At 72.0% G+C, this 4,697-nt stretch carries 3 protein-coding genes and 1 tRNA gene; 2 read left to right on the top strand and 2 right to left on the bottom strand.

Annotated features, from left to right (window positions below):
• Positions 1-13: 13 nt before the first annotated feature.
• Both ACFU7Z_RS36555 and ACFU7Z_RS36550 read right to left on the bottom strand, forming a co-directional pair.
• Positions 14-87, bottom strand: a tRNA-Lys gene (locus tag ACFU7Z_RS36555).
• Positions 88-161: 74 nt separating this feature from the next.
• Positions 162-1,070, bottom strand: coding sequence for an NADP-dependent oxidoreductase (locus ACFU7Z_RS36550; RefSeq protein ID WP_380782358.1), 909 nt, complete (start codon positions 1,068-1,070; stop codon positions 162-164).
• Positions 1,071-1,260: 190 nt separating this feature from the next.
• Here ACFU7Z_RS36550 and ACFU7Z_RS36545 point away from each other — a divergent pair, with 190 nt between their 5' ends.
• Together ACFU7Z_RS36545 and pgi are read left to right on the top strand one after the other, a co-directional pair.
• A complete protein-coding gene (locus tag ACFU7Z_RS36545) occupies positions 1,261-2,844 on the top strand; it encodes a Na+/H+ antiporter (protein ID WP_074005109.1) in 1,584 nt (527 codons plus the stop codon).
• Between the two features lie 174 nt (positions 2,845-3,018).
• Complete coding sequence (pgi, locus tag ACFU7Z_RS36540) at positions 3,019-4,680, top strand: glucose-6-phosphate isomerase (RefSeq protein ID WP_074005110.1); 1,662 nt, start codon at positions 3,019-3,021, stop codon at positions 4,678-4,680.
• Positions 4,681-4,697 lie beyond the last annotated feature (17 nt).

The raw sequence follows: 4,697 nt of genomic DNA, 5'->3' as shown, positions 1-4,697 counted from the left end.
TTCCGGCTGTCTGTGCGCCGCCAGGGACTCGAACCCCGGACCCGCTGATTAAGAGTCAGCTGCTCTAACCAACTGAGCTAGCGGCGCCTGCTGACGTGGAGAACATTACCTGGTCAGCGGCTGAAACTCACAATCGGCCCGGGGCGGGGAGCCCGGCGCGCTCACATGGTCAGCACCACCTTGCCCCGGACGTGCCCGGAGCCGACCAGCCGGTGGGCCTGGGCGACCCGCTCGATCGGGAACGACTCCTCGACCTCCAGCCGCAGTGCGCCGGCCTCCCAGAGCTTCACCAGCTCGGCCAGCCGCCCGGCCGTCCGCTCGCCCCGCAGCGCCCGGACGCCCAGCCGCTCGGCGCCCGGGTAGTCGACCACGGTGCCGATCCGGTCCCGGTCGGCGACCAGTTCGACGGAGGCCTCCAGGGCGCCCCGCCCGGCGGCGTCGAAGGCCGCGGTCACCCCCTGCGGTGCCGCCGCCCGGACCCGCTCCACCAGCCCCTCGCCGTACGCGACCGGTACCGCGCCCAGCTCCCGCAGGTACGCGTGGTTGCGCTCGCTCGCGGTGCCGACCACGGTGGCACCCCAGGCGCGGGCCAGCTGGACGGCGACCGTGCCGACCCCGCCCGCGGCGCCGTGCACCAGCACGGTGTCGCCCGGGCCGACGCCCAGCTCGGTGAGCGCCAGGTGCGCGGTCTGGCCGGAGGCGGAGAGCGAGCCGGCCTGCTCCCACGGCATCCCGGCGGGCTTGGCGACCAGCCGGCCGGCGTCGACCACGACCCGGTCGGCCTGGCAGCCCAGCACCCGGAAGCCCAGCACCTCGTCCCCGACCCGCCAGTCGCCGGCGTCCGGTCCGAGGGCGTCGACCACCCCGGCGAACTCGTTGCCGAGGACGAACGGCGGCTCGACCGCCAGGCCCGGCGGACGGAACCCCTCCCGGATCGCGAGGTCCACCGGCTGCACCCCGGCCGTGTACACCCGTACCCGTACCTCGCCCGGCCCGGGCTCCGGGTCGGGCACCTCGGTGACCCGTAGGACCTCAGGACCGCCGCTCCCCGTCACGGTGACCGCTTTCATGCCTTTTCCCGCCCCTTCTCGATCCTTCTCGAACCTTCGTGAGCCTTCTTGATCCATCCGTTGTCGACGATCCTCGGGCCTGAAGTGCGCTTGAGGTCAAGCTTTTGTTCAGCGTGTCGACACTGATGGGCACATTGTCAGATTTATCCTGGACGGCGCTCAGCCGTCCGTCGTCGAGAGGAACCTCCCCGTGGGCCAGCTGCCCCTGTTCTTCCTGGTGCTGCTCGCCTCCGTGGTGACCATGCCGCTCGGTCGGAAGACCGGAGTGCCACAACCGGTGCTGATGACCCTGCTCGGCATCGTCATGGCGCTCGTCCCGCAGATCCCGGACGTCAGCATCGAACCCGAGCTGATCCTCCCGCTGGTCCTGCCGCCGCTGATCTTCGCGGTGGCCCGGCGCTCCTCGGTGCGCTACTTCAAGGCCAACGCCCGTTCGATCCTGCTGCTGGCGATCGGCCTGGTGGTGGTCACCACGGTCGCCGTGGCCGGTGCCGTGCACTGGCTGCTGCCCGCCCTGCCGCTGGCCGCCGCCATCGCGGTCGGCGCGCTGGTCTCCCCGCCCGACCCGGTCGCCGCCGTCGCGGTGGCCGGCAGCGTGGGGCTGCCCCGCCGCCTGGTGGCGATCCTGGAGAGCGAGGGGCTGTTCAACGACGTCACCGCGATCGTCATCTACTCGCTGTCCATCGAGGCCATGGTCAGCGGCGACTTCTCGGGCGGCGACGCGGTGCTGCGCTTCGTGCTGTCCGCGGTGCTGGCCGTGGTGGTCGGAGTCGCGCTCGGCTGGGTCAACACCAAGCTCGCCGAGCGCCTGGACGACCCGACCCAGCAGGTCGCGCTCAACCTGCTGGTGCCCTTCGCCGCCTACACCCTGGCCGAGGAGATCCACGGCTCCGGCGTGCTCGCCGTCGTGGTCTGCGCGCTCTACCTCGCCGAGCGGGCCTCCGACGCGGACGCCGTCGCCTACCGGCTGGTCGGCAACGCCTTCTGGGAGGTGGTCGAGATCCTGATCACCGGCGTCGCCTTCGGACTGATCGGCCTGGAGCTGGCCACCGTGCTCAAGGAGGCCGGCCGCGGCTGGACCGGCTTCATCGGCGACGCCGCCGTGGTCATCGCGGTGGTCGTGGCGGTCCGGCTGCTCTGGCTGCTGCCGGCCGGCTGGCTGTCGAAGCGGCTGCGCTCCGGCGACGAGGAGGACACGCCGTTCAGCTGGAAGGAGAGCGTGATCCTCTGGTGGTCCGGCATGCGCGGCGTGGCCACCGTCGCCCTGGCGCTCGCCATCCCGCTCACCCTGCACTCCGGCGAGGACTTCCCCGAGCGCGGCCGGCTGGTCTTCATCGCCTTCAGCGTGGTGCTCTTCACCCTGTTGGTGCAGGGCCTCACCCTGCCCTGGCTGGCCAAGCGGTTCGAGCTGGACATCGACCAGGACAAGCACGAGCAGGCGGTGCGCCAGCTCTGGTGGCGGGCCGCCAAGGCCGGGCTCAACCGGCTCGGCGAACTGGAGGAGCAGGACCGGCTGCCCGCCGAGGTCGCCGACCGCCTGCGGGACCGTCAGCACGACCGGCTGGCCCGGCTCTGCCCGGAGAACTACGCCGAGGAGGAGGCCGCCGAGGCCAAGCTGCGGATGGCCCAGTGGCGGGCCGCCCGGGACGTCGAGCAGGAGATGATCGCCGCCTCCCGCCGCGAGATGCTCGCCGCCCGCAGCGAGCCCGGCGCCGATCCGGAGCTGGTCGACGAGGTGCTGCGCGGACTCGACCTGCGCTCCGAACGGAAGTGACGGGGCGGCAGCCGGGGCCGGGCGGAATGCGCACGACCGGCCCCGGGGTTGCATAGGCTGAACCCGGGCAGGCCGTCAACGGAGTCGGCGCACCACCAGTACCCGCACGACCTCGGCGAACCCTCACGCCTGGCCCTGCCGGTTTCTGCACCCAGATGAATCGAGGACCCACCGATGTCGGAGACCCGCGCCGACGCCCGCACCCCGCTCGACCGCACCCCGCAGTGGGCCGCCCTGGCCAAGCACCGGACCGAACTGGGCGCCACCCACCTGCGCGAGCTGTTCGCCGCCGACCCGGAGCGCGGCCGCCGCTACACGCTCCAGGTCGGCGACCTGCACGTGGACTACGCCAAGCACCTGGTCACCGACGAGACGCTGGGGCTGCTGCGCGAGCTGGCCGCCGCCACCGGTGTCGCCGAGCTGCGGGACGCGATGTTCCGCGGCGAGAAGATCAACAACACCGAGCACCGGGCGGTCCTGCACACGGCGCTGCGCGCCCCGCGCGGCGCCGTGGTCGAGGTCGACGGCGAGAACGTGGTGCCCGCGGTGCACGCCGTCCTCGACAAGATGGCCGCCTTCGCCGACCGGGTCCGCAGCGGCGAGTGGAAGGGCCACACCGGCAAGCCGATCCGCACCGTCGTCAACATCGGCATCGGCGGCTCCGACCTCGGCCCGGCGATGGCCTACGAGGTGCTCCGCTCGTACAGCAAGCGCGACCTCGACGTCCGCTTCGTCTCCAACGTGGACGGCGCCGACCTGCACGAGGCGGTCCGCGACCTCGACCCGGCCGAGACGCTGTTCATCGTCGCCTCGAAGACCTTCACCACCATCGAGACCATCACCAACGCGGTCTCCGCCCGGGACTGGCTGCTCGGCGGCCTGGGCGCCGGCACCGAGGCGGTGGCCAAGCACTTCGTCGCGCTGTCCACCAACGCCCGGGGCGTGCAGGACTTCGGCATCGACACGGCCAACATGTTCGAGTTCTGGGACTGGGTGGGCGGCCGCTACTCCTACGACTCGGCGATCGGCCTCTCGCTGATGACCGCCATCGGCCCGGACGCCTTCCGCGAGATGCTGGACGGCTTCCACCTGGTCGACGAGCACTTCCGCACCGCCCCGCCGGAGCAGAACGTCCCGCTGCTGCTCGGCCTGCTCGGCGTCTGGTACGGCGCGTTCTTCGACGCCCAGGCGCACGCGGTGCTGCCCTACTCGCACTACCTGTCCAAGTTCACCGCCTACCTCCAGCAGCTGGACATGGAGTCCAACGGCAAGTCGGTGACCCGCGACGGCACCCCGGTGGACTGGCAGACCGGCCCGGTGGTCTGGGGCACCCCCGGCACCAACGGCCAGCACGCCTACTACCAGCTGCTGCACCAGGGCACCAAGGTCATCCCGGCCGACTTCATCGGCTTCGCCAAGCCGGTCGCCGACCTGCCCGCCGGCCTGGTCGCCCAGCACGACCTGCTGCTGGCCAACTTCTTCGCCCAGACCCAGGCGCTGGCCTTCGGCAAGACCCCGGAGGAGGTCGCGGCCGAGGGCGTGCCCGCCGAGCTCGTCCCGCACAAGACCTTCCAGGGCAACCACCCGACCACCACCCTCCTGGCCGGCGAGCTCACCCCCTCGGTGCTCGGCCAGCTGGTCGCCCTCTACGAGCACAAGGTGTTCGTCCAGGGCGCGATCTGGAACATCGACTCCTTCGACCAGTGGGGCGTCGAGCTGGGCAAGGTGCTCGCCAAGCGGATCGAGCCGGTGCTGCTCACCGGCGAGGGCACCGAGCAGCTGGACAGCTCCACCGCCGAGCTGGTCGCCCGTTACCGCGCGCTGCGCGGCCGCTGAGCCCGTCGTCCCGGGCC

The sequence above is a fragment of the Kitasatospora sp. NPDC057518 genome, assembly GCF_042802075.1.
Lineage (GTDB): Bacteria > Actinomycetota > Actinomycetes > Streptomycetales > Streptomycetaceae > Kitasatospora.
This window is presented reverse-complemented; position numbering and strand designations above follow the sequence as displayed.